Below are 23,209 nucleotides of genomic sequence, written 5' to 3' on the forward strand. Positions count from 1 at the left end.
GTCGCGGCGTTCCGCCTTACCCGGGCTACCGGACAGTGCAAACAGTAGCCCGGCTAAGCGCAGCCGAAAGCCGGGGAGTTCCCCGGGTCGCGGCGTTCCGCCTTACCCGGGCTACCGGGCAGTGCAAACAGTAGCCCGGCTAAGCGCAGCGCAAGCCGGGGAGTTTCCCGAATAGCGCAAACCGGGAATAGCGCTTAATCCGGTAACGAACCGGCGAGATTACGCGCGGAGACGCTCTCGCTCACCGGGGCTGGCGGCTCCGGCGCTTTAACCGGAGCGGCCGCTGGCGCAGCTGCCGGGGCGGAAGAGGCCGGCTGGATCTCAAGGAACGAAGCCAGCATCTTACGCAGCGTTTCCGGTTTAGTATCTTCCGCCAGCAGCGCCGCCAGCATCGACGGCAAGCGGCTATCAACTTCCCCTAACGCCAGCCCCGCCAGCAGCGCCGTACGCGACATATCGCCGCGGTCGCCACGGTGATGGGCCTCAATTTTTGCGTCCGCGAAGCGCTCGCTGGCGCTGATATCCGGGCGCAGGTAAATCAGCACTTTTCTGCGATCCAGAGTCATAGACGCTCCTTAACCAATAATTTTCAGACCACGCACCAGGGCAAACTGCGGCTCTTCAGCCACCACGAAACGGTCCTCGCGCAGCCCCATACGTTCACGAATCGCATCGGCCACCAGCGGCGCGCCGCCACCAATCACGATGGCGTGCGAATAGCCTTTAAAGCTATCAATCGCCGTCAGGACGCGGGTGGTCAGACGTTCGATGCTGTTATTGATCACCTTCTTCACCTCAGAAACCGCATCCGGATCGTTGATGTTGTCGGTCAGGTATTCTTCGTCGTGGCGGTTGATGATTATCTGGTCAACGTTATAGCTGGAAGTGTCGGTATTCGCCCGGGCCAGCGCCAGCTTAACGGCATCGGTCACCAGCGATACACCCAGCTTCGGATCGCCGTAAATGCGCGAAACCGAGGTCATCTGCCCGGCGACCATTGAAATATCCAGCGTGGTGCCGCCAAGGTCGATAATCAGCACCGAATGCGACGGTTTCAGTTCATCGCACAGGCTGATCCCCGCCGGAATGGATTCCGGACGCACGGTAACTTTCGTGATATTGAACACCACGCCTTTGTTCAGTTTAACGTCGCGCAGCAGGCTCTTTTTCTTACGCTCAATGTTATCAAGACGATATTGCGCATCTTCGTCGTAAAATTCGGTCAGCGGCAGGGTGACCACAATCTCGACATCCTGCGGCTCAAGACCGCTGGTCAGCAGCGCGTGATGGACAGCGATGGAGTTCAACGGGCTATATTGCCAGTCAATGTTATTGGTGGGGAGCGCATCGGGAGTGATCAGGTCGAATGAGTACTTTTCATCATCCACGGTGTAGTTAAAAGGCTTCCCGGAACCGAAGGTGGCAGACCAGCCGCGTTTGAAACTGTTGGGGCTGATATGGGTGAAAGTTTCGCCATCTTGCTCCCACAGCATTTTGATATTGGTTGAACCATCATCGATAAAAATGCGCATCGCATTGCTCCATCACTGAGACAAATAAGAGAAAAATGTAAGACCCAAAAAGAGTAGCAAGAGTTAAAAAGCCGCGCAAGTGCACGAAAAAGAGACAATTCCGAGTTTTATTTGAGAACAAATGGAGAAACGAACAATTCAATGCGCCCTGAAAGAGAAATAAATGAGACAAAATAGAGAAATACAGTTTCTCTCTTTCTGTCTGTTTCAGACACTGTTCTTGTACAAAAAGAGAGCATCCCTCCCCTCTTTCCTCAGCGGTTTTCGCACGCTTTTTACACCTGGTTGGGTACCACAATCGGCCGTTCCGGCTCGACGACATTTTCCGGTACCCGGCGATATTTATCCAGCAGGTGAATCTGAATACGGCGCAACATATCGCCATTCAGTTTGTAATAACGGAAATAGAGAAACAGCGTCAGGGCGAAAAAGAGCGTCGGCAGCGCAATCATAATCGCCTGCATCCCCAGCAGCGTGTGAGATGACTGCACAACATTCGGCACGTAGCCGATGATACCGAGCACGATGGCAATAAACCAGGCCGCAAACGCCGAGCCCGCTTTCACCACCAGCGTCTGTACCGAGTAGGCGATGCTTTCGCAGCGGATATTCATCGTATATTCGCCGTAGTCGACGGTATCGGCCACCATAATAACCTGCAGCACCCAGAACAGCGCGGTGCCGATATTCAACAGCACCCCGGCCAGCGAAATCAGCGCGATGTTGTAAACGCCGCTCAGCGCCATCAGCAACAGCACGCCGCAGCCCAGCACGGGCATGATCGAAGCACCCGCCCACAGAATGCGCCGCGACAGCCCTTTCACCAGTCGTGGGAACAGGATCAGCGTCAGCAAATTCGCCGCCCCCGCGTAGGACATGTAATACGGGAACATCTCCGCGCTGCCAATCACGTAGGTAAAGTAGTAAATGGCAAAGCCAGCGATAATGTTCGCCGCCGTGTTATAGGCCAGCGCCATGCCTAACAGGCAGGCCAGCTGATCGTTTTTATAGATGAGCGCCACCATCTGGCGCAGTGAAAGATGGCTGGAATCCTCGCTCACGCCGCTATCCGAGGAGTAAACCTCATGCACGTTACGCAGGGTGACCAGGGTGGAAATCACAAAGAAGGCAATCAGCACCAGGGTAAACATCTGGAAACCGAAACCGCGGTCGGCGCCGCCCACGGCGCTGACAAACGGCAGCGTGACGCCGGCCGTCACAAACCCAGCAAGGCTGGCGAAAAAGCGCGGGTAAGGCACCAGTTGTTCACGTTCACGTTTATCGAGGGTAATGGTCGGCACCAGCGACCAAAACGGCACATCCATGATGGTGTAGGTGAAGCCCCACAGCAGGTAGGTTAGCCACACCCACGCCAGTAGGGCCCCGCCGCTGAAGTGATGGGCGCTGAACAGCATATACAGCACCACCGAGTTGGTTATCGTGCCGATCAGGATCCACGGTTTAAACTTCCCCCATCGCGATCGCGTACAGTTGACGATCCATCCCATGATCGGATCGGCTATCGCATCGAGGATCCTTGCCACCAGGAACAAGGTGCCGACCACCCCAACCGACAGGCCAACAATATCGGTGTAGTAATACATCAGATACATGTAGACGATACCGATAGCGAAATCTTTACCAAAGGCACCAAATCCGTAGCTGAGCTTTGTTGTCATTGAAATACTCATAGGGTACAGGTCGCTGTCGCCAGCGCCTCCTTCAGCGTTTGATAGAGCGTGACAGGCACCGCCGGGTTCGTTGCCCCCGGCGGCATGAGAGGATTAACGGTGCAGCCAGGCCGGCAGCCAGTCGCCGTGGCTGGCGATCAGATCGTCCACCAGCGCGTAGATCTCTTCGATCCCCAGCACCGCGGCGGTGTGCGGATCCATCATCGTGGCGTAATAGACGTAATCCCGGTCTTCGTTGAGGATCGCCTGCGTCAGCAGCGTTTGTACGTTGATGTTGGTCTGCATCAGCGCCGCCAGATGCGCCGGCAGCGCGCCCACTTTGGTCGGCTGAATACCGTTGGCGTCCACCAGGCAAGCCACTTCCACGCAGCAACCCTGCGGCAGGTTGTCGATGAGATCATCGTTGCGCACATTGCCGTACACCACGCTTGGCTCGCCGGTCCAGATGGCGTTCATGATGGTGCTGGCATACTCGCGGGATGGTTTCACCTCGATGCGCTCGCCGCGCTGATAGCTCTCCAGCTCCTGATGCCAGTTGGCCAGTTGCTCGACGCAGCGTTTCGGGTATTCATCCAGCGGCACTTTATAGCGAGCAATAAGGTCATCGCGGCCCGGCTTGATAAACCATGGCGTATATTCCGCGAAATGCTCCGACGATTCGGTGACAAAGTAGCCCAGCTTTTTGAACATTTCGTAGCGGACGATGTTTTCGCAACGCGGGTTGCCGTGCAGGTTAGGCTTCGGCGCCCGGCCCTCGGCGTAGGCCTGCAGCAGGTCGGGATAGAGACTGCCGTAGCTGCCATCCGCGAGCTTTTTCTCCAGCGACAGATAGAACGCCATATGGTTGATTCCCGCGCAGCGGTAGCGTAAATCCGCCGGATCGAGATCGAGGTCGCGCGCCAGCTCTTCCGCCGTCCCCTGTACCGAATGGCAGAGGCCAACCTGCTTGATATGCGGGTAGCGGGCGTACAGGGCCCAGGTATTCATCGCCATTGGGTTGACGTAGTTAAGCAGGGTGGCGTCCGGGCAGACCTCGGTCATATCGTCGCAGATAGCCCACAGGTGGGGGATGGTGCGCAGCGCGCGCATAATGCCTCCCGGCCCCAGCGTATCGGCAATGGTCTGCTCCAGGCCGTGGCGCTTGCAGACGGCAAAATCGGTGACGGTACAGGGCTCATAGCCGCCAATCTGGAAAGCGACGACGACAAAATCGGCGCCCTGCAGGGCGGTTTTACGATCGCGATGGCAGCTGATTTCGCCGTTCGCGCCCACCGAATCCATCAGTTTGCGCACCACGATATGCGACTCTTCCAGCCGGGTTTCATCGATATCCATCAGCGCGATATGCGCCGATTTCAGCGCCGGGCGCTGGAAAACATCACCGAGAATATTTTTGACGAACACCGTCGAACCGGCGCCGATAAAAGTAATTTTTGGGGCGGTCATCACGCACTCTCCATCAGGTCATTGAACACTTGCAGAGTGGCACGTCGCTCAGCGTTACGCTGCCCTGTTCCCGCCGGAGCATTCCTGGAAACTCAGATCGGCCATTAAGCGCCACAAAATCTGAGTTTTTGGCAATAGATCGACTTAAAAGGAGAGAAAACGGGCCGGTTATTCCGCTAAGCTGTAGTCAGTTCTGGCGAAAAATGCAGCCACTCTGACAATCCAGGAATAGGTTAATCATGGAACACCGCTTTACTTCCCTGCCCCCCGATCCCTTTATGTGCAGCAGCGACGAAAAGCAGAGCCGCAGCCCGCTGGCGCTCTACTCCGAGTATCAGCGTATGGATATCGAACTGCGCCCGCCGCACGCCATGCCCACCAGCCACTGGCACGGCCAGGTGGAGGTCAACGTGCCGTTCGATGGCGACGTGGAGTATTTGATTAATAACGAAGTGGTGCGCATTGAGAAAGGCTATATCACCCTCTTCTGGGCCTGTACGCCGCATCAGCTGACCCGCCCCGGCGATTGCCAGCAGATGGCGATATTCAACCTGCCGATGCATCTGTTTCTCTCATGGCCGCTGGACCGGGAGCTTATCAACCACGTCACCCATGGAATGGTAATTAAGTCCCTCGCCGCGCAGCAGTTAAGCGCCTTTGAAGTGCGCCGCTGGCAGCAGGAGCTGAACCACGACAATGAACAGATTCGCCAGCTGGCGATCGATGAAATCGCCCTGATGCTCAAGCGGCTGAGCCTCTCCGGCTGGCAGCCGATTCTGGTCAACAAAACCTCGCGCACCCACAAGAATAGCGTCTCGCGCCACGCGCAGTTTTATGTCAGCCAGATGCTGGAGTTTATCGCCGCCCACTATGACCAGGCGCTGACCGTCAATGCCGTTGCCGAGCACGTGAAGCTCAACCCGAACTACGCGATGGGGGTCTTTCAGCGGGTGATGCAGCAGACCATGAAGCAGTATATTACCGCCATGCGTATCAATCATGTGCGGGCGCTGCTGAGCGATACCGACAAGACCATCCTGGATATTGCCCTTACCGCCGGGTTCCGCTCCAGCAGCCGCTTCTACAGCACCTTTACCCGCTACGTGGGCATGCCGCCGCAGCAGTACCGTAAACTTAGCCAGCAGCGACGTCACGGGCTGGCCTTGCCGGAGGCATAAAAAATGCCGCCGGGGTCTCCCCAGGCGGCATGATTAACAGTGAAAACGGTTAGTCGTTGATACGCGGATGCTGCTGCACCAGACGCGACCGTTTTGCCTGCAGATCGGCGATCTCCTGATCGATATCTTCGATTTTTTGTTCGATGTTATCGTAGTGCTCGCCAAGAATTTCTTTCGCTTCCTGGATATCCGACGCCGCCGGGGTCGCCCCTTTCAGCGGGCGGTTAGCCGTCTCTTTCATCGACAGACCCGTCGCCATCCCCACCACCGCGATGACCATCAGGTAGTACGCCGGCATCATCAGGTTCTGAGTGGTTTCCACCAGCCACGCCGCCAGGGTTGGCGTCAGACCAGCAACCAGCACCGAGATGTTAAAGGCGCTGGCCAGGGCGCTGAAGCGGATGTGCGTCGGGAACATCGCCGGCAACGAGGAGGCCATCACCCCGATAAAGCAGTTCAGCACGACCGCCAGCAGCAGCAGACCAGCGAAAATCAGGCCAATCACGTTGCTGTTAATCATAATGAAGGCCGGGATCGCCAGGGCAAACAGCGCCACGCTACCAATCAGGATGAACGGACGACGGCCAAAGCGGTCGCTGAGCATACCGATAACCGGCTGCACAAACAGCATCCCGACCATGATGGCGATGATGATCAGCACCCCATGATCTTCCGAGTAGTGCAGGTTATGCGACAGGTAGCTCGGCATATAGGTCAGCAGCATGTAATAGGTCACGTTGGTGGAAATCACCAGACCAATACAGGTCAGCAGGCTACGCCAGTGCTTGGTGGCAATCTCTTTAAAAGAGACCTTCGGCCCGTCCTGCAGTCCTTCACGGTCGCCCTGCTCCATGGTGTCCACATGCTGCTGGAACGCCGGGGTCTCTTCCAGCGCATGGCGCAGATAGAGACCGATGATGCCTAACGGCAGCGCCAGGAAGAACGGGATACGCCAACCCCAGTCGAGAAAGTTCTGTTCCCCCACCACGCTGGAGATGAGAACCACCACGCCGGCCCCCATCACAAACCCGGCGATGGAGCCAAAGTCCAGCCAGCTGCCCATAAAGCCGCGTTTACGGTCAGGAGAATATTCCGCGACGAAGATCGATGCCCCGGTATATTCACCGCCGACCGAGAAGCCTTGCGCCATTTTACACAGCAGCAGCAGGATCGGCGCCCAGATGCCTATCGTGGCATACGACGGAATCAGGCCGATACAGAAAGTACTTATCGACATGATCACGATGGTTATTGCGAGGATTTTCTGCCGACCATATTTATCGCCCAGCATCCCGAAAAACAGGCCGCCTAACGGACGAATTAAAAATGGAACGGAGAAGGTACCCAGTGCGGCAATCATCTGCACGCTTGGGTTGGCATCGGGGAAGAAGACTTTACCTAAGGCGTAGGCCACAAAGCCATAGACGCCGAAATCGAACCACTCCATCGCGTTACCCAGGGAGGCCGCGGTGATCGCCTTTTTCAGTTTACCATCATCGATGATGGTCACATCCTTAAGGGTGATGGGCTTTATTTTTTTCCTTTTAAGCATATTTTTCCTCTGCTACTCCGCCTTGAGTACACGCATCATCGCCGAATGACAAGGCCATTCGTATCGTGCGTCAGGAGCGGTGAATTGCTGTGCTCCTCATTTCAAGCGTAGCAGGTTTGCCTGCACTGTCTGCTGACAGAATGTACAACCGAACCTGTTGACGCCTGCTCTGGCTACTGGTGAATAAATAGAGCGGCCGATCGTGATACCTGATGAAATTGACCTGCTCCCCTTTTTTACCCTAACAGCGTTTATATCTGCGATCAACTTCACATAAATTTACCGCCCTATTACAGAGTGTCCGAAAATAAATAAGTTCATTTTACTGGCTGCTCGCAAAAATTATTTCCTCACTCCCCCTTATCCTCTGGCGGATAATTTTGGCGGTTATTCTGCTTTCACCCGAATAAGGTGGTGGGTAATTTTTACTAAAAAAACACCCGACAAAAGTGGGTGATTGCGCTATAATCAGCCACACTTTCGGCTATCAGCCGCTGTTTAGAGGACCAACGTCCTGTTTTCCGACGACATCACGAGGAACGTCATGCAACTGCCACACTGCCCAAAATGCGATTCGACTTACACTTATGAAGATAACGGCATGTACATCTGCCCGGAATGTGCCCATGAGTGGAACCCTGCCGAGGCGACAGAAGAGAGCGACGTTCTGATCGTTAAAGATGCCAATGGCAATTTACTGGCCGATGGCGATAGCGTTACCGTCGTGAAAGATCTGAAGGTAAAAGGCAGCTCTTCGATGCTGAAAATCGGCACCAAAGTGAAGAATATCCGTCTGGTCGAAGGCGATCACAATATTGACTGCAAAATTGACGGTTTTGGTCCGATGAAGCTCAAGTCGGAATTCGTCAAAAAGAACTGATTTATTTCCGGGAGGTCGGCGTCATTATTTTCCTGCACCACCGTCGCCGCTCCCGATATCATCGTGCCCCACCCGCTCCCTGTGCAACCTGTTATTTTCCGCCTCAGTCCCCGCTATTTTCACTGACCATTTCGCCGCTATGCCGCTACACATTTTCGCGCTGCCGTCTGGCTCAACAGCGTCCCCGGCGACTACGCTTTACGGGTTACGGTCACTGAGGTATTCACCATGTCCTTAAGTCCCTACCTTGCCTTTGCAGGCAACTGCGCCGAGGCAATCGCCTTCTATCAGCAGACGCTGGGCGCGGAGCTGATGTTTAAAATGACCTTTGGCGAAATGCCGCCCCCGGCGCAAGAAGCGTCAGACGGCTGCCCGTCTGGCCAGAAGATGGCAGATGATGCCATCGCCCACGCCAGCCTGAGCATCAATAATGGCGAGCTGATGCTGAGCGACAGCGCCTTCGGGCCCGATGTGCATTACGCCGGCTTCACCCTCGTCCTCGATCCCAGCGATGTCGCTGAAGGCCAGCGCTGGTTCGACGCGCTGGCCGTCGGCGGGCGCATTGAGATGGCCTGGCAGGAAACGTTCTGGTCCCACGGCTTCGGCAAAGTCGTCGACCGCTTTGGCGTCCCCTGGATGATCAACGTGGTCAAACAAGGCTGACCCCGCCAGGGCGGCCCGGCCGCCCTGTCATCCGTCTGGCACCAACTCTTCATCCTTTGGTCATCATCACTTAACCGAAATGCAACATAAACCGGTCAGGATCGGCCCACAACGCGAGGGACCTCCTCGCCTATGCTGTGTGAGGCTTGATGACTATGCACCTGTCCAGACATCCGACCAGTTATCCCACGCGCTATCAGGAAATCGCCGCCCGACTTGAGCAGGAGCTGCGCCACCACTATCGCTGCGGCGACTATCTGCCCGCCGAACAGCAGCTGGCGACGCGCTTTGACGTTAACCGCCATACCCTGCGCCGGGCTATCGACCAGCTGGTTGAACGCGGCTGGGTCCAGCGCCGTCAGGGCGTCGGCGTGCTGGTGCTGATGCGGCCGATCGATTACCCGCTTAATGCTCAGGCGCGGTTCAGCCAGAACCTGCTGGAACAGGGCAGCGATCCCACCAGCGAAAAGCTGCTGTCGGTGCTGCGCCCCGCCAGCGCGCATGTTGCCGAGGCCTTTGGCATCAATGAGGGCGAGAACGTCATCCACCTGCGCACCCTGCGCCGGGTCAATGGCGTCGCCCTGTGCCTGATCGACCACTACTTCGCCGACCTGCGTTTCTGGCCGGTATTGCAAACCTTTAGCCACGGATCGCTGCACGACCTGCTGCACGATGAGCTCGACGTCAAACTGACCCGGGCACGCACCAAAATCAGCGCCCGCCGCGCGCAGGCAAAAGAGAGCAAGCTGCTGGAGATCCCCAACATGGCGCCGCTGCTCTGCGTACGCACCCTCAACAGCCGCCAGGGCGAGCAGACCCCCATCGAATACTCCGTCAGCCTGACCCGCGCCGACATGATTGAATTTACCATGGAGCACTGAATGCACTTCGATACCGCCACCCGCCAGCGCTGGATGTCCGTGCTGGCCCACAGTGAACCGCAAGATCTTCTGGCGCGCATGCAGTCCCTGCAGCTGGCGCCGGCGTATGAATTGATTCGCACCCCGGAAACCGGGCTGGTACAGCTCCAGGCCCGCATGGGTGGCATCGGCGACCGTTTCTTTGCCGGCGACGCCACGCTCACCCGCGCGGCGGTACGTCTGGCCGACGGGACGCTCGGCTACAGCTGGATCTTAGGCCGCGACCGCCCGCATGCCGAACGCTGCGCGGCCATCGACGCCCTGCTGCAGTCGCCTCGCCATTTTCATACGTTAATGGAAACCCTGATAACCCCGCTGGAAGCGCTACGCAGCGCGCGCATTGAAGCCCGACGCGCCGAAGTCAACGCCAGCCGGGTCGACTTCTTTACCCTGGTTCGCGGAGATAACGCATGACCTTACAACCCGCTTTTACCCTGGCTGTGCAGGATGCCCAACACAGTTTTCGTCGCCTGCTGAAAGCGATGAGCGAGCCGGGGGTGATTGTCTCCCTGCAGCAGCTTCAGCACGGCTGGCAGCCATTGAACGTGGCCTCCACCAGCCTGCTGTTGACCCTTGCCGATCATGAAACGCCGGTCTGGCTCGCCAGCGCTCTGCATAACGATCTGGTGGGACAGAATCTGCGCTTTCATACCGGCGCGCCGCTGGTGGATCAGCCGCAGCAGGCGGTTTTTGCCGTCGCCAATGACGGCATCAGCGCCGAGCAGCTCAACGTCCTTTCCGCTGGCACCGTCACTGCTCCGGAAACCGGCGTCACGCTGATTGTTCAGCTCGCCAGCCTCAGCGGCGGACGCATGCTGCGCCTGACCGGGGCAGGCATTGCCGAAGAGCGAATGATTGCGCCGCAGCTGCCGGACTGCATCATCGACGAATTAACTGAACGCCCGCATCCGTTCCCGCTGGGCATCGACCTGATCCTCACCTGCGGCGAGCGCCTGCTGGCGATCCCGCGCACCACCCACGTGGAGGTTTGCTAAATGTATGTAGCCGTCAAGGGCGGCGAGAAGGCGATCCTCGCCGCTCACGCCTTACAGGAACAGAAACGGCGGGGCGATGGACGGCTTCCCGAACTGAGCGTTGATCAGATAGGCGACCAGCTCAACCTGGCGGTGGACCGGGTGATGACCGAGGGCGGCATCGCCGACCGCGAACTGGCGGCGCTGGCGCTCAAGCAGGCCAGCGGTGATAACGTCGAAGCGATCTTCCTGCTGCGCGCCTACCGCACCACCCTGCCGCGGCTGGCGGTCAGCGAACCGATTAACACTGCGGAGATGCGCCTCGAACGCCGCATCTCCGCAGTGTACAAAGACATTCCCGGCGGCCAGCTGCTAGGCCCCACCTACGACTACACCCATCGCCTGCTCGATTTTACCCTGCTGGCCAACGGCGAAGCGCCGTCTGTGCAGCAAGCCGATGGCGAAGCAGAGCCGACGCCGCACGTCTTTAGCCTGCTCACGCAGCAGGGGCTGGCGAAGGCCGAGGAAGATCGCGGCACGCCGCCCGACGATATCACCCGCACCCCGCCGGTCTACCCCTGCTCGCGTTCCTCGCGCCTGCAGCAGCTGATGCGCGGCGATGAAGGTTACCTGCTGGCGCTGGCCTATTCGACCCAGCGCGGCTATGGCCGCAACCATCCGTTTGCCGGCGAGATCCGCAGCGGCTACGTGCAGGTGGAAATCGTGCCGGAAGAGCTGGGCTTTAGCGTCAATATTGGCGAGCTGCTGCTCACCGAATGCGAAATGGTCAACGGCTTCGTCGCCCCGCAGGATGAGCCGCCGCACTTCACCCGCGGCTACGGTCTGACCTTCGGCATGAGCGAGCGCAAAGCAATGGCCATGGCCCTCGTCGACCGCGCCCTGCAGGCGCCAGACTATGACGAAGAGATTGCTGGCCCGGCTCAGGATGAAGAGTTTGTGCTGGCCCATGCCGATAACGTCGAAGCGGCCGGCTTCGTCTCGCATCTGAAACTACCGCACTATGTCGATTTCCAGGCCGAACTGGCGCTGTTGAAACGCCTGCAACGGGAGAACGAACGTGGCTAACCCACTGACTGGCTATAACTTTGCTTATCTCGACGAGCAAACCAAGCGCATGATCCGCCGGGCGATCCTCAAAGCGGTGGCCATTCCCGGCTACCAGGTGCCGTTCGGCGGTCGCGAAATGCCAATGCCCTACGGCTGGGGCACCGGCGGCATCCAGCTGACCGCCAGCGTCATCGGCGAGAACGACGTGCTGAAGGTGATTGACCAGGGCGCGGATGACACCACCAACGCGGTGTCGATTCGTCAGTTCTTTAAGCGCGTCACCGGTGTCGCCACCACCGAGCGTACCGAAGACGCCACCCTGATCCAGACCCGCCACCGGATCCCGGAGACGCCGCTGGTGGAGGATCAGATCCTGATCTATCAAGTGCCGATCCCGGAGCCGCTGCGCTTTATCGAGCCGCGCGAAACCGAAACCCGCACCATGCACGCGCTGGAAGAGTACGGCGTCATGCAGGTGAAACTGTATGAAGATATCGCCCGCTTCGGCCATATCGCCACCACCTACGCCTACCCGGTGAAGGTCAATGGCCGCTACGTGATGGACCCTTCGCCGATCCCGAAATTCGATAACCCGAAAATGCACATGATGCCGGCGCTGCAGCTGTTCGGCGCCGGGCGCGAAAAGCGGATCTACGCGGTGCCGCCCTATACCCCGGTGGAAAGTCTCGATTTCGATGACCATCCATTTACCGTGCAGGAGTGGGATGAGCCCTGCGCCATCTGCGGCTCGCGCCACAGCTACCTCGACGAAGTGGTACTGGATGACAGCGGCCAGCGGATGTTTGTCTGCTCCGATACCGACTATTGCCGCCAGCAGAGCGAGGGGCAGAAAAAATGAGCCAACCATTACTTGCTGTGAATAACCTGACCCATCTCTACGCCCCGGACAAAGGTTTTCGCGATGTCTCCTTTGAACTGTGGCCGGGAGAAGTACTCGGCATCGTCGGGGAGTCCGGCTCCGGTAAAACCACCCTGCTGAAGGCGATCTCTGCCCGCCTGACGCCGCAGCAGGGCGAGGTGCTGTACCAGCAGCGCTCGCTGTATGCCATGAGCGAAGCCGAACGCCGCCGCCTGCTACGTACCGAATGGGGCGTGGTGCATCAGCACCCGATGGACGGCCTGCGTCGCCAGGTCTCTGCCGGGGGCAACATCGGCGAACGGCTGATGGCCACCGGCGCCCGCCACTACGGCAACATTCGCGCCACCGCCGAAAAGTGGCTGCAGGAGGTGGAGATCCCGCCCTCACGCATCGACGACCTGCCCACTACCTTTTCCGGCGGCATGCAGCAGCGTCTGCAGATCGCCCGCAATCTGGTTACCCAGCCGAAGCTGGTGTTTATGGATGAACCCACCGGCGGGCTGGATGTGTCCGTGCAGGCGCGGCTGCTTGATCTGCTGCGCGGCCTGGCGGTGGAGCTGAATCTCGCGGTGGTGATTGTTACCCACGATCTCGGCGTCGCCCGTCTGCTGGCGAACCGTCTGCTGGTGATGAAGCAGGGCCAGGTAGTCGAGAGTGGCTTAACCGACCGGGTGCTCGACGATCCGCATCACCCTTATACCCAGCTGCTGGTGTCGTCGGTGTTGCAGAATTGATGCTGTTTTGCCGGGTGGCGGCTGCGCCTTACCCGGCCTACAGGTGCGTTATTCTTAGGCCGGGTAAGCGAAGCGCCACCCGGCAACCCAACCCCGCGAGGGCTAACATGATCCGCGTTGAAAACATCCATAAAACCTTTGTTCTGCACCAACAGCACGGCGTGCGCCTGCCGGTGCTGGCCGACGCCTCGCTGACCGTTAACGCCGGGGAGTGCGTGGTACTCCACGGTCACTCCGGCAGCGGCAAATCGACGTTGCTGCGTTCGCTGTATGCCAATTATCTGCCGGACAGCGGCCATATCCACATCCGCCACGGCGAGGAATGGGTGGATCTGGTCACCGCCACCCCACGCAAGGTACTGGAAGTGCGCAAAACCACCATCGGCTGGGTCAGCCAGTTTCTGCGGGTGATCCCGCGCATTTCAGCGCTGGAGGTGGTGATGCAGCCGCTGCTCGACCTTGGGACGCCGCGTGAAGCGAGCGCCGCGAAAGCCGCCCAGCTCCTGACCCGCCTCAACGTTCCGGAACGCCTGTGGCACCTTGCGCCGTCGACCTTTTCAGGCGGCGAGCAGCAGCGGGTCAACATCGCCCGCGGCTTTGCGGTCGACTATCCGATTCTGCTCCTTGATGAGCCCACCGCCTCACTGGATGCCAAAAACAGTGCTGCCGTGGTCAACCTGATCCACGATGCCAAAGCGCGCGGCGCGGCCATCGTGGGGATTTTCCATGACGAAGGGGTACGCCGTCAGGTCGCCGACCGACTGCACCCCATGGGAATGACAGCATGATTATCAATAACGTAAAACTGGTTCTCGACGACGACGTGGTCCACGGTTCACTGGAAGTCCAGCACGGTCGCATCCTCGCTTTCGCCGAAAGCCAGAGTCGGCTGCCGCAGGCGCTGGATGGGGAAGGCGGCTGGCTGCTGCCGGGCCTTATCGAACTGCATACCGATAACCTCGACAAGTTCTTTACCCCGCGACCGAAGGTAGACTGGCCGGCCCACTCGGCGATGAGCAGCCATGACGCCATGATGGTCGCCAGCGGCATCACCACCGTGCTGGACGCCGTGGCGATTGGCGACGTGCGTGATGGCGGCGATCGTCTTGAGAATCTGGAGAAGATGGTCAATGCGGTGGAAGACACGCAAAAGCGCGGCCTTAACCGCGCCGAGCATCGCCTGCACCTGCGCTGCGAGCTGCCGCATCACACCACGCTGCCGCTGTTCGAAAAGCTGATTGACCGCGAGTCGGTGAGCATGGTCTCTCTGATGGACCACTCCCCGGGCCAGCGTCAGTACGCCGATCGCAGTAAGTACCGCGATTACTATCAGGGCAAATACCATCTCACTCACGACGAAATGGACCGTTTTGAAGCCGAGCAGATGGCCCTGGCCGCCACCTGGTCGCAGCCGAATCGTCAGACCATCGCCGCCATGTGCCGCGCCCGTCGTATCGCCCTCGCCAGCCACGACGACGCCACCGAGGCGCATGTGGCCGAATCCCGTCAGTTAGGTAGTGTCATCGCCGAGTTTCCCACCACGTTGGCCGCAGCGCAGGCTTCACGTCAGCATGGGATGCACGTCCTGATGGGCGCCCCCAATATCGTGCGCGGCGGTTCCCACTCTGGCAACATCGCGGCGCACCAGCTGGCGAGCAGTGGTTTGCTGGACATTCTCTCGTCTGACTATTACCCCGCCAGCCTGCTGGATGCCGCTTTCCGCATCGCCGACGCCGAGGATAACGCCTTCACCCTGGCGCAGGCGATCCGTCTGGTCAGCAAGCATCCGGCGCAGGCGCTGGGCCTTGACGATCGCGGCGTCATCGCCGAGGGGAAACGCGCCGACCTGGTGCTGGCGTACCGTCGCGGCGAGCATGTGCACATCGACCATGTCTGGCGCCAGGGAACGAGGGTCTTTTAATGCCGGGAAAACTGATTTGGCTGGTGGGCCCCTCTGGCTCCGGTAAAGACAGCCTGCTGGCGGCGCTGCGCGAGCGCGAGCACCCGCAGCTGCTGGTGGCCCATCGTTACATTACCCGCCCGTTTAACGCGGGCAGCGAGAATCATATCGCCCTCAGCGAACATGAATTTTTTACCCGCGCCGAGCAGCATCTTTTTGCTCTCAGCTGGCACGCCAACAATACTTACTATGGCATTGGCGTGGAGATCGACCTGTGGCTGCACGCTGGCTTTGACGTGGTGGCCAACGGCTCCCGCGCCCACCTGGCGCTGGCCCGGGAACGCTACGGCGAGGTGCTGGTGCCGATCTGTCTCGCCGTCTCGCCGCCGGTGCTCCGCCAGCGGCTGGAGCAGCGCGGCCGGGAAAACGCACTGGAAATCGCCCAGCGTCTGGATCGCGCCGCGCGCTATAAGCCGGACAATTGCCTGACGTTGAATAATGACGGGAGTCTTCGACAATCGGTTGACGATTTCTTCCGCCTGCTGCGCAGCCACGTGGCACGCGTAGAGGATCAGCCGGTATGAGTGAAAGGTGACACGATGAGCCTGACAATCCGTTTAACCGGCACCGGCGGCGCCCAGCTGGTGCCCGTCTTCGGTTGCGACTGCGCGGCCTGCCGCCGCGCCCGCCGCGAGGAGAGCCACCGACGCCGCCCCTGTAGCGGCGTGGTCACGTTCAACAGCGCCGTGACGCTGCTTGATGCCGGACGACCGGATCTGATGGAACATCATCCCGCCGGTAGTTTTCAGCAGGTGCTGCTGACCCACTACCATCTGGATCATGTGCAGGGGCTGTTTCCGCTGCGCTGGGGAGTCGGCGCGTCGATCCCGGTCTATGGCCCGCCGGACGACGCCGGCTGCGACGATCTGCTCAAGCACCCCGGCCTGCTCGATTTTAGCCAAACCGTCACGCCGTTTGTGGTGTTTGACCTGCAGGGGTTGCGGGTAACGCCCCTGCCGCTCAACCACTCGAAGCTCACCTTCGGTTATCTGCTGGAGTCGGCCCACAGCCGGGTGGCCTGGCTCTCGGATACCGTCGGGCTGCCGGACAAGACGCTGAAGTTTTTACTCAACAACCGCCCGCAGGCGATGATCATTGATTGCAGTCATGAGCCGCGCGCGCAGACCCCGCGTAACCACAACGATCTAAACACCGTCCGCCACCTTAACCAGGTGATAGGCTGTCCGCGGGTGATCCTCACCCATATCAGCCACCAGTTAGATGTCTGGATGATGGATAACCCGCTGCCGACAGGTTTCGAAGCGGGATATGACGGGATGGAAATCGTGCTGGATTAAGTGCAGGTCCGTTGCGGAGCGATCAGTAGCTATCATCCAGACGACGCTGGTCGCTTTCTAACTGGCGACGATCCTGATCGAGCTGGCGCTGGCGTTCGTCAAGCTGGCGGCGGCGATCGTCCAGTTGCCGTTGTCGATCGTCATACTGACGCTGGCTGTCGCGGCTCTGCTGACGGCTCCCCTGATAGCGCCCGTCATCATACCGGCCATCGTCATCATATCTGTCGTCGTCATCGGAGCGGTTGCTACCCGGGTTATAGGCGTCGTTAATGGCTTGCTGAATATTGCCGATCGCGTCATCGATAATATCGGCGCGAGCGGCCAGGCTGGTCAGCGACAGGGTGCAAAAGAGCAGTGCGGTTGCGTAACGTTTCATCGGGGCCAATCTCGTCAGAGTCCTGCCGCTACCTTAATCAAGCGTACACCCCCCGAGTAGCGGAGGAATCTCAAATCCTCGCGTACGCCGCGCTCAGCGCCTGCGCCAGCTGGGCGCGGGTAAACGGCTTACGCAGCCACTCCACTTCCGGCAGGGCCGGATTCTGCGCCGGACGCAAATCCTGGCCGCTGATCAGCAGCACCGGCAGCGCCGGAAAGCGGCGTCGGGCGGTATGGATCACGTCGGCGCCGCTCAGCGCGCCGGGCAGCATCAGATCGCTAATCAACAGCGCGATATCCGGCGACGCCTCCAGCAGCTGCAGCGCCTCTTCGCCACTCGGCGTCTCCAGCGTCAGCCAGCCCAACTGATGCAGCTGTTCACACAGCGTCTGGCGTACATCTTCTTCATCTTCCAGCACCAGCGCCAGCCGTTCTCCCGCCGGCAGCGGCTCGTCCTCCGCTGGCGCCACCGTCGTCTCAACCTCGGTCATCGCCCGCGGCAGCTGCAGCCGCACCGTCGTCCCCTGCCCCGGCGCGCTCTCCAGCGCCACCCGGCCGCCCGACTGGCGCACAAAACCATACACCATCGACAGTCCCAGACCGCTGCCGCTGCCGGTGGCTTTGGTGGTGAAGAACGGTTCAAACACCCGGGCTTTCACCGCCTGTGACATCCCGCTGCCATGATCGATCACCTCCAGGGCCACCATATCCTGCCGCTGACCGCTGCTGCGGGTGACCCGCTGATTCCAGGTGCGTATTTTGATAACCCCGTCGCGCCCGGCCATGGCGTCACGGGCGTTCATCACCAGATTGATCAGGGCGTTTTCCAGCTGGCCAACGTCTATCCATGCCGGCCACGCCGGCGACTGCGCCTCAATCTCCAGACTTAAGGTCGCCGGCAGGGAGTGACGCATCAGCTCGCTGAGGTTCTCCAGCAGCGGCGCCATCGCCACCGCCTGGGGATGCAGCGCCTGTTTGCGCGAAAAGGCCAGCAGCCGCTGAGTCAGAAGCGCCCCACGCTCCGCCGCCTTCAGCGCCCTGGAGAGGCGCGGCGCATCGCGTGCGTCCGGTTCCACCAGCTCGAGGCTGCCGATGATCACCGCCAGCAGGTTGTTAAAGTCATGCGCCAGCCCCCCGGTCAACTGGCCGACGGCCTTCATCTTCTGGCTGTGCAGCAGCGCTTCTTCAAGCTCCTGGCGCTTAATTCGATCGATCTCCATCTGGGTGGTCTTCTCTTTCAGCAGCCGGGTGGTGTGCTCCAGCGACGCCGTATTGCGGGCGAAAACGTTAAAGGCTCGCGCCAGCTCGCCCAGCTCATCGCGCCGCTGCAGGGCCGGCACCGAGACGTTCGGCTCCCCCTGAGCCAGCCGCGACATCGCCAGGGAGATGGCGGTCAGGTTCGAGCCAAGGTTACGGTAGATATACCACCCGGCGCAGCCGGTGATCGCCAGCGCCAGCAGCGCGGAAAGCAGAATAAACATGCTGATGGAGCGCAGCTCCCGATGGCTTTGCGCCGCCCGCTGCTCTGAGGCTTCCGCCACCCGGGTCACGTACTGATTGATATCCTCGTTAAGCAACGCGACCAGCGCTTTGATATGGTACATGTACCAGCTGATCGTCAGGTCGCTCTCCTCCAGCTGGGCCGACAGCGGGGCCAGCGTCGCCAGTTCCCGGGTGACGTCGGGCAGGAAAAACGCCAGCGCGGGATCGGCGCTGCCTGCCGGCAGGTCGCCGCGCAGCTGGTCGAGCTGCAGAACGATCGACCGCGGCGTAACGGTATGGATCGCGGCCACGATCAGCCGGTCCATCTCGGCCAGCCGGCGCGGATCGATCGCCTTATCCCCGCCGCGATCGTTAAGATCGGCGAGATGGCGCAGGTTGCTCTGATTCTGGTAAAGCGAACTCAGCAGCGCATTGCGCTGCAGATGGCGGCGCTGGCCGCGCTCCAGCATCTCCGCCACGCTCTGCTGCAGCGCGTTGCTGCGTCGAATAATATTGGCCACCCGCGCCTGCTCCTGCTGCGCCAGCGGGGCCGCCGCCAGCTGGGCCAGCGAGTGCTTCAGCGCCTGCTGCGTCGCCAGCAGCCGTTCCGCTTCGCTTTTGTACTCCAGCGCCCCCACCACCTGCGACAGGCGCACCGCCGCCGTGGCGACATTCGCCGTGTCCCGCGCCAGATCCATACTGCCGCGCATGTCGTTGAGAGTCTGGCGCTGCACCTGCTCCTGCAGCTGGCTGGCGTGGTGAAAGCCGAACACCGCCACGCCGCTCACCAACAGGGTGACCACGCCCATCAATAGATTAAAGGAGAGCAGGCGGCCACGGGCGCTGGTGAAAAACGGGTGTCGGCGAGCGGTCATAGCAACTCCGGTGAAGGATAGGTCGGCATATAGGCGTGACGGTGCAGAAAATGACGCCGCGTAACTGTGATCGCGGTTAACTATTTATCACTATGACAAATATGAATGGATTCTGACATTCTGCATTTATTTTCCGGTGGTGGACTGCAGCTATTGTTCTCATAGACAGGAGCGCCGCGATGACCGCCACCCCGGTACTGGAAATGCGCCATATCGCCAAAGCTTTTGGCAAATTCTACGCGCTGAAGGGCGTCGACCTGACGGTCTGGCCAGGGGAGATCCATGCCCTGATGGGAGAAAACGGCGCCGGAAAAAGCACGCTGATGAAGATCCTTGCCGGCGCCTATACCGCCACCAGCGGCGAGATCCTGATCGACGGAAAACCGCAAACCATCCGCGGCCCCAAGGACGCGCTGGCCGCTGGGATCACGTTGATCTATCAGGAGATGCAGCTGGCGCCGAACCTGACCGTCGCGGAAAACATTTTCCTCGGCAGCGAGCTGGCGCGCGGTGGCCTGGTGCAGCGCAAAGCCATGCTCAGCCAGGCGCAGGCGGTGATCGACCGTCTCGGCGCCCAGTTCAAAGCCAGCGACCGGGTGATGACCCTGACCATCGCCGAACAGCAGCAGGTGGAGATCGCCCGGGCGCTCCACCGTCAAAGCCGCATTCTGGTGATGGATGAACCCACCGCCGCCCTCTCCTCGCGGGAAACCCAGCGCCTGTTCGAGCTCATCCTGCGCCTGCGCGATGAGGGGATGGCGATTATCTATATCAGCCACCGCATGGCGGAAGTGTATGAGCTCTCCGACCGCGTCAGCGTCCTGCGCGACGGGCAGTATGTCGGCAGCCTGGTGCGCGACAAGCTCAACGCGCCGGAGCTGGTGCGCATGATGGTCGGCCGCCCGCTCAGCGATCTGTTCAATAAAGAACGTGACATTCCCCGCGGCCAGCCGCGCCTGCGGGTCGAGGATCTGACCGATGGCGGCAAGGTTAAGCCCAGCAGCCTCGTGGTGCATGCTGGCGAAATCGTCGGCCTCGCCGGACTGGTCGGCGCCGGGCGCTCCGAACTGGCGCAGCTGATCTTCGGCGTGCGCAAAGCCACCGGCGGGGTGATTGAGATCGACGGCGAGCCGGTGGTGATCCACTCGCCGCGCGAAGCCATCGACCTCGGGATCGGCTTTCTGACCGAAAACCGCAAAGAACAGGGGTTGTTTCTCGAACTGGCAGCCCAGGAAAACATCACCATGGCGACGCTGGAACGCGACGCGAACTGGGGGATGCTCAACCGCCGGAAGGCGCAAACCATCTCCGATGACGCCATCCAGTTGCTTAACATCCGCGTGCCGCACGCCCAGGTGCGCGCCGGCGGACTGTCCGGCGGCAACCAGCAGAAATTATTGATTTCACGCTGGGTGGCGATTGGCCCGCGCATTCTGATCCTCGATGAACCCACCCGCGGCGTCGACGTCGGCGCGAAAAGCGAGATTTACCGCATCATGAACGACATGGCGCGCCAGGGCGTCGCCATTCTGATGATCTCCAGCGAACTGCCCGAAGTGGTGGGCATGAGCGACCGGGTCTATGTGATGCGCGAGGGCGCTATCGCCGGCGAGTTACAGGCCGGCGATATCAGCCAGGAAAGTATCATGACGCTGGCCACCGGCGTGAACGATTCTCACCTTAAGGCAGGGCAACTATGAGCATACCGAAAGAGACCTCCGCGCCGGTCGCGAAATCCGCTTCGGCGAAAAAAATGTTGATGGGCGACCTGATGCAGACCGTCGGCATTCTGCCGATCCTCATCCTGATCGTCGCCGTTTTCGGCTTTATCGCCCCCAACTTTTTCACGGAAAGCAATCTGCTGAATATCACCCGCCAGGCCTCGATCAACATTGTGCTGGCGGCGGGAATGACCTTCATCATTCTTACCGGCGGCATTGACCTCTCCGTCGGCTCCATTCTCGGCACCACCGCGGTGGCGGCAATGGTGGTGTCGCTGATCCCGGCGTTTACGTTGCTGTCGATTCCGGCGGCGCTGATGCTCGGCCTGCTGCTTGGGCTGTTCAACGGCGCGCTGGTCGCCTTCGCCGGGTTACCGCCGTTTATCGTCACCCTCGGCACCTACACGGCGCTGCGCGGCGCCGCCTATCTGCTGGCTGACGGCACCACGGTGATCAACTCCGATATCAGCTTTGAGTGGATCGGCAATGACTATCTCGGCCCGGTGCCGTGGCTGGTGGTCATCGCCCTGGCGGTGATCGCGGTGTGCTGGTTTATCCTGCGCCGCACTACCCTTGGGGTGCATATCTACGCGGTGGGCGGCAACATGCAGGCGGCGCGGCTGACCGGCATCAAAGTCTGGCTGGTGCTGCTGTTTGTCTACGGCATGAGCGGCCTGCTCTCCGGTCTTGGCGGGGTGATGAGCGCCTCGCGGTTATACAGCGCCAACGGCAACCTCGGCGTCGGCTACGAACTGGATGCCATCGCCGCGGTCATTCTCGGCGGCACCAGCTTCGTCGGTGGTATCGGCACCATCACCGGTACGCTGGTGGGGGCGCTGATTATCGCCACCCTCAATAACGGCATGACCCTGATGGGGGTCTCCTACTTCTGGCAACTGGTGATCAAAGGGGCGGTGATCATCATTGCGGTGCTGATCGACAAATACCGTACCCGACACCATCAAAGTGCATAACAACACCATCTTACCTGCGAGGAAAAGCGAATGCGTTTAAAACCGATAGTGACCGCGCTGTGTGCTGGCGCGCTGCTGGCCGCCTCCCCCTTTGCGTCGGCCAAAGAACTGAAAGCGATTGGCGTGACAGTGGGCGACCTTGCCAACCCGTTCTTTGTGCAGATCACCAAAGGGGCGGAGCTGGAGGCCCGCAAGCTGGCGGGAGATAATGTCAAAGTGACGCTGGTCTCCAGCGGCTACGATTTGGGCCAGCAGGTGGCGCAGATCGATAACTTTATCGCCGCCAAAGTCGATATGATCATCCTCAACGCCGCCGATTCGAAGGGCATTGGCCCGGCGGTGAAGCGGGCCAAAGAGGCCGGGATCGTGGTGGTAGCGGTTGACGTTGCCGCCGAAGGCGCCGACGCCACCATCACCTCCGATAACACCCAGGCGGGCGAGCTGGCCTGTAAATACATTAGCGACCGCCTGAACAACAAAGGCAGCGTGGTGATCATCAACGGGCCGCCAGTCTCCGCCGTACAAAACCGCGTCGAAGGCTGCGAAACGGAGTTCAAAAAACACCCGGATATAAAAATCCTCTCCTCCAACCAGAACGCTAAAGGCAGCCGGGAAGGCGGCCTGGAGGTGATGACCTCCCTGCTGGCGGCCAATCCGAAGATTGATGGCGTGTTCGCGATCAACGATCCGACGGCGATTGGCGCCGATCTGGCGGCGAAACAGGCGCAGCGTAGCGAATTCTTCATCGTCGGCGTCGACGGCAGCCCGGACGGCGAAGAGGCGCTGAAGCGTAAGAACTCCCTGTTCGTCGCGACGCCGGCGCAGGATCCGCAGGTCATGGCGGCGAAGGCGGTGGAGATTGGCTACGACATCCTGCAGGGCAAACCGGCGCCGACCGCGCCAGTGCTAATCCCGGTGACGATGATCGACAAAAACAACGTCAGCTCTTACAAAGGCTGGACCGTGAAATAAGCGCAACCCGGCGCACAATCGTTCCGCCGATTGT

At 60.1% G+C, this 23,209-nt stretch carries 23 protein-coding genes and 1 pseudogene; 16 read left to right on the forward strand and 8 right to left on the reverse strand.

What is annotated here, in order from left to right; all coding sequences use genetic code 11:
- Nucleotides 1-194: 194 nt before the first annotated feature.
- The 5 genes and pseudogenes from HMPREF3142_RS14295 to HMPREF3142_RS14310 form a co-directional block, all read right to left on the reverse strand.
- Nucleotides 195-566 carry a plasmid partitioning/stability family protein gene (locus tag HMPREF3142_RS14295; RefSeq protein WP_012543143.1) on the reverse strand — a complete coding sequence of 124 codons (372 nt, stop codon included), beginning with the start codon at nucleotides 564-566 and terminating at the stop codon, nucleotides 195-197.
- A 9-nt stretch (nucleotides 567-575) separates the two neighbouring features.
- Entirely contained in the window at nucleotides 576-1,532 is a 957-nt protein-coding gene (gene parM, locus HMPREF3142_RS14300; protein WP_004146678.1) for a plasmid segregation protein ParM domain-containing protein, read from the reverse strand.
- Between the two features lie 138 nt (nucleotides 1,533-1,670).
- Nucleotides 1,671-1,802: pseudogene (locus HMPREF3142_RS30225) on the reverse strand (hypothetical protein).
- 5 nt (nucleotides 1,803-1,807) lie between these two features.
- Nucleotides 1,808-3,223 (reverse strand): melibiose:sodium transporter MelB, encoded by a 1,416-nt coding sequence (gene melB / locus HMPREF3142_RS14305; protein WP_008807237.1) that lies wholly within the window; start codon nucleotides 3,221-3,223, stop codon nucleotides 1,808-1,810.
- Nucleotides 3,224-3,316: 93 nt separating this feature from the next.
- Nucleotides 3,317-4,669, reverse strand: coding sequence for an alpha-glucosidase/alpha-galactosidase (locus HMPREF3142_RS14310; RefSeq protein WP_070612168.1), 1,353 nt, complete (start codon nucleotides 4,667-4,669; stop codon nucleotides 3,317-3,319).
- Nucleotides 4,670-4,908: 239 nt separating this feature from the next.
- Here HMPREF3142_RS14310 and melR point away from each other — a divergent pair, with 239 nt between their 5' ends.
- Entirely contained in the window at nucleotides 4,909-5,847 is a 939-nt protein-coding gene (gene melR / locus HMPREF3142_RS14315) for a transcriptional regulator MelR (RefSeq protein ID WP_008807239.1), read from the forward strand.
- 49 nt (nucleotides 5,848-5,896) lie between these two features.
- Here melR and proP read toward each other — a convergent pair whose 3' ends face one another.
- Nucleotides 5,897-7,399, reverse strand: a complete 1,503-nt coding sequence (gene proP, locus HMPREF3142_RS14320; RefSeq protein WP_008807240.1) for a glycine betaine/L-proline transporter ProP — start codon at nucleotides 7,397-7,399, stop codon at nucleotides 5,897-5,899.
- 544 nt (nucleotides 7,400-7,943) lie between these two features.
- On the opposite strand from proP, the gene HMPREF3142_RS14325 reads away from it, so the two are divergent.
- The 12 genes from HMPREF3142_RS14325 (at nucleotide 7,944) to phnP (ending at nucleotide 16,776) form a co-directional block, all read left to right on the forward strand.
- Nucleotides 7,944-8,279 (forward strand): zinc ribbon domain-containing protein YjdM, encoded by a 336-nt coding sequence (locus HMPREF3142_RS14325; RefSeq protein WP_008807241.1) that lies wholly within the window; start codon nucleotides 7,944-7,946, stop codon nucleotides 8,277-8,279.
- Between the two features lie 228 nt (nucleotides 8,280-8,507).
- Entirely contained in the window at nucleotides 8,508-8,942 is a 435-nt protein-coding gene (gene yjdN / locus HMPREF3142_RS14330; RefSeq protein ID WP_070612169.1) for a VOC family metalloprotein YjdN, read from the forward strand.
- 155 nt (nucleotides 8,943-9,097) lie between these two features.
- The gene (gene phnF / locus HMPREF3142_RS14335) at nucleotides 9,098-9,823 is read left to right on the forward strand and encodes a phosphonate metabolism transcriptional regulator PhnF (RefSeq protein ID WP_070612170.1); all 726 of its coding nucleotides are present in this window, start codon (nucleotides 9,098-9,100) and stop codon (nucleotides 9,821-9,823) included.
- Nucleotides 9,824-10,276, forward strand: a complete 453-nt coding sequence (phnG, locus tag HMPREF3142_RS14340; protein ID WP_008807243.1) for a phosphonate C-P lyase system protein PhnG — start codon at nucleotides 9,824-9,826, stop codon at nucleotides 10,274-10,276.
- The gene (gene phnH, locus HMPREF3142_RS14345; protein ID WP_008807244.1) at nucleotides 10,273-10,857 is read left to right on the forward strand and encodes a phosphonate C-P lyase system protein PhnH; all 585 of its coding nucleotides are present in this window, start codon (nucleotides 10,273-10,275) and stop codon (nucleotides 10,855-10,857) included. The genes phnG and phnH overlap by 4 nt, the downstream gene beginning before the upstream one ends.
- Nucleotides 10,858-11,922: a carbon-phosphorus lyase complex subunit gene (locus HMPREF3142_RS14350; protein WP_008807245.1), complete on the forward strand. Its 1,065-nt coding sequence runs from the start codon at nucleotides 10,858-10,860 to the stop codon at nucleotides 11,920-11,922.
- Nucleotides 11,915-12,763: an alpha-D-ribose 1-methylphosphonate 5-phosphate C-P-lyase PhnJ gene (locus HMPREF3142_RS14355; RefSeq protein ID WP_002885202.1), complete on the forward strand. Its 849-nt coding sequence runs from the start codon at nucleotides 11,915-11,917 to the stop codon at nucleotides 12,761-12,763. Before HMPREF3142_RS14350 ends, HMPREF3142_RS14355 begins: the two co-directional genes overlap by 8 nt.
- Complete coding sequence (gene phnK, locus HMPREF3142_RS14360) at nucleotides 12,760-13,518, forward strand: phosphonate C-P lyase system protein PhnK (RefSeq protein WP_012543148.1); 759 nt, start codon at nucleotides 12,760-12,762, stop codon at nucleotides 13,516-13,518. Before HMPREF3142_RS14355 ends, phnK begins: the two co-directional genes overlap by 4 nt.
- 107 nt (nucleotides 13,519-13,625) lie before the next feature.
- Entirely contained in the window at nucleotides 13,626-14,306 is a 681-nt protein-coding gene (gene phnL / locus HMPREF3142_RS14365) for a phosphonate C-P lyase system protein PhnL (protein ID WP_008807247.1), read from the forward strand.
- Nucleotides 14,303-15,439 (forward strand): alpha-D-ribose 1-methylphosphonate 5-triphosphate diphosphatase, encoded by a 1,137-nt coding sequence (gene phnM / locus HMPREF3142_RS14370; protein WP_064171534.1) that lies wholly within the window; start codon nucleotides 14,303-14,305, stop codon nucleotides 15,437-15,439. The genes phnL and phnM overlap by 4 nt, the downstream gene beginning before the upstream one ends.
- Nucleotides 15,439-16,002 (forward strand): ribose 1,5-bisphosphokinase, encoded by a 564-nt coding sequence (phnN, locus tag HMPREF3142_RS14375; protein WP_012543150.1) that lies wholly within the window; start codon nucleotides 15,439-15,441, stop codon nucleotides 16,000-16,002. Before phnM ends, phnN begins: the two co-directional genes overlap by 1 nt.
- A gap of 15 nt (nucleotides 16,003-16,017) precedes the next feature.
- The gene (phnP, locus tag HMPREF3142_RS14380; protein WP_044649739.1) at nucleotides 16,018-16,776 is read left to right on the forward strand and encodes a phosphonate metabolism protein PhnP; all 759 of its coding nucleotides are present in this window, start codon (nucleotides 16,018-16,020) and stop codon (nucleotides 16,774-16,776) included.
- 22 nt (nucleotides 16,777-16,798) lie between these two features.
- Here the strand turns inward: phnP and yjdP are convergent, their stop codons facing one another.
- Together yjdP and HMPREF3142_RS14390 are read right to left on the reverse strand one after the other, a co-directional pair.
- Complete coding sequence (gene yjdP, locus HMPREF3142_RS14385) at nucleotides 16,799-17,152, reverse strand: DDRRRQL repeat protein YjdP (protein WP_012543151.1); 354 nt, start codon at nucleotides 17,150-17,152, stop codon at nucleotides 16,799-16,801.
- Nucleotides 17,153-17,222: 70 nt separating this feature from the next.
- Nucleotides 17,223-19,508, reverse strand: coding sequence for an ATP-binding protein (locus HMPREF3142_RS14390; RefSeq protein ID WP_023296905.1), 2,286 nt, complete (start codon nucleotides 19,506-19,508; stop codon nucleotides 17,223-17,225).
- A gap of 179 nt (nucleotides 19,509-19,687) precedes the next feature.
- Here HMPREF3142_RS14390 and HMPREF3142_RS14395 point away from each other — a divergent pair, with 179 nt between their 5' ends.
- The 3 genes from HMPREF3142_RS14395 to HMPREF3142_RS14405 are packed head-to-tail and all read left to right on the forward strand — an operon-like array spanning nucleotide 19,688 to nucleotide 23,175.
- Nucleotides 19,688-21,208: a sugar ABC transporter ATP-binding protein gene (locus tag HMPREF3142_RS14395; RefSeq protein ID WP_008807253.1), complete on the forward strand. Its 1,521-nt coding sequence runs from the start codon at nucleotides 19,688-19,690 to the stop codon at nucleotides 21,206-21,208.
- The gene (locus HMPREF3142_RS14400) at nucleotides 21,205-22,203 is read left to right on the forward strand and encodes an ABC transporter permease subunit (RefSeq protein WP_023296904.1); all 999 of its coding nucleotides are present in this window, start codon (nucleotides 21,205-21,207) and stop codon (nucleotides 22,201-22,203) included. The genes HMPREF3142_RS14395 and HMPREF3142_RS14400 overlap by 4 nt, the downstream gene beginning before the upstream one ends.
- Before the next feature lie 30 nt (nucleotides 22,204-22,233).
- Entirely contained in the window at nucleotides 22,234-23,175 is a 942-nt protein-coding gene (locus HMPREF3142_RS14405) for an ABC transporter substrate-binding protein (protein ID WP_012543155.1), read from the forward strand.
- Nucleotides 23,176-23,209 lie beyond the last annotated feature (34 nt).

Origin of the sequence: Klebsiella sp. HMSC16C06 (assembly GCF_001808325.1) — a bacterium.
GTDB classification, from domain to species: domain Bacteria; phylum Pseudomonadota; class Gammaproteobacteria; order Enterobacterales; family Enterobacteriaceae; genus Klebsiella; species Klebsiella variicola.